This is a genomic window from Thiolapillus sp., assembly GCF_048562965.1.
Lineage (GTDB): Bacteria > Pseudomonadota > Gammaproteobacteria > Chromatiales > Chromatiaceae > Thiolapillus > Thiolapillus brandeum_A.
Map to the genome: position 1 here is coordinate 247 of NZ_JBHNMF010000737.1, position 1,241 is coordinate 1,487.

At 48.5% G+C, this 1,241-nt stretch carries 2 protein-coding genes; both read right to left on the reverse strand.

Annotation, left to right across the window (positions count from 1 at the left end):
* The coding region (locus ACOCD2_RS19660; RefSeq protein WP_419588579.1) for a helix-turn-helix domain-containing protein at positions 1 to 134 on the reverse strand (134 nt) is incomplete at its 3' end.
* The gene (locus ACOCD2_RS19665) at positions 131 to 1,237 is read right to left on the reverse strand and encodes a BREX system Lon protease-like protein BrxL (protein ID WP_419625930.1); all 1,107 of its coding nucleotides are present in this window, start codon (positions 1,235 to 1,237) and stop codon (positions 131 to 133) included. The genes ACOCD2_RS19665 and ACOCD2_RS19660, both read right to left, overlap by 4 nt.
* Positions 1,238 to 1,241: the final 4 nt, after the last annotated feature.

Genomic DNA, 1,241 nt, shown 5'->3' on the forward strand with positions numbered 1-1,241 from the left:
TGGTAGCCTTCAATTCCCCGGTTGCGCCTCAGCTCCCGGCTGATGGTGCTTGCTGATCGGCCTGTCTCCCTGGCGATCTGCCGCTGCGTGTAGCCCAGCCCCTTCAGTGCCGTAATCTGGTATCTTTCCTCTATTGTAAGTAAGTAACCTCAAACGCCTTGCAAGGCCGATACTCCTGCAACCGATTTGAAAAGGAAAAGGCGTCACTCATCTCATAGCGTTGAAAAATATCCAACCCACGATCCAGAAGGATTTTCCATCCCGTATCAGTAACAATATGGCGGGCATGCAAACCCTCATCTTTGCTGAATTCCCAACTGAAATTGATTCCAATAGGGGCAGCCGCTTCCTGTATCTTCTGTAAGTACTCTTCCTGCTGATCGCCCTTGAATTCATCTTCCACAGTTACCAGGTGGACTGATACTTCGTCCTCATCCGGTTTGATCCTGGCAATGGTCTCCAGGAATTCCATAAGATTTCTAGCCTGGTAGAACAAACGGATATAGGGATCCGTAATCGTAATTTTCTGTGCGCCTTTCAAATACGGACCAAACAGCGTTTGGTAGGATATTCCCCGCTGATTTTCCTGGTAAGCAACATGACCAGCCTGAGGTTGCTCTTCTACAGGCTCAACTGACTCCTTCGCGGAAATATCTGTTTTAACGGGTGATTTCAGCTCATTTTCTTCCGACCCATCGCCAATCGTACGGTGGTAATAGCGTGGATATTCTTCTTCCTCCAGGGTTTTAACCGAAAAGGTTTTTCCTTCCCCATCTTCGTACGAAAAGCGAACGTCAACGTAAGTGGAATCGATACGCATGAGCTGATCCTTGACCCGTTTGCGCCCTTCGATAGCAAAGTGGAGTATTGCCTGAATCTCGTCTTTGGTCGCCTCGCCTTCAGGGAAGAGGATTTTCATCAGGCCTGAAAAAGTCTTGTGGATGCCATCGCGATCCCGGGTGGATATATCCGAAGACAGTGTGAAATGCTCCTGATACCAGTCTGAAAAATCATGGTTGCGTAAGGAACGAAGGATCTCTGCAAGATAATCCACCACGAATCCGTATCCATTGGAAAACATCTCTCCCCGGATAATGTCCACTTCCCATCCCGGGAGGTAGAAATGCACACGATCAAGAAATGCCGAATCGTGATACTGCTCCGGCAGATCATCAAACAGGTCCGCATGTTTGAGCATGTAAGGGACGGTATGCTGCGTATTTCCCACAAAAGCCATGGAC

Excerpts from the sequence above, each read along its gene's own strand:
- ACOCD2_RS19665 (WP_419625930.1), bottom strand. The coding sequence starts at position 1,237 with ATGGCTTTTGTGGGAAATACGCAGCATACCGTCCCTTACATGCTCAAA.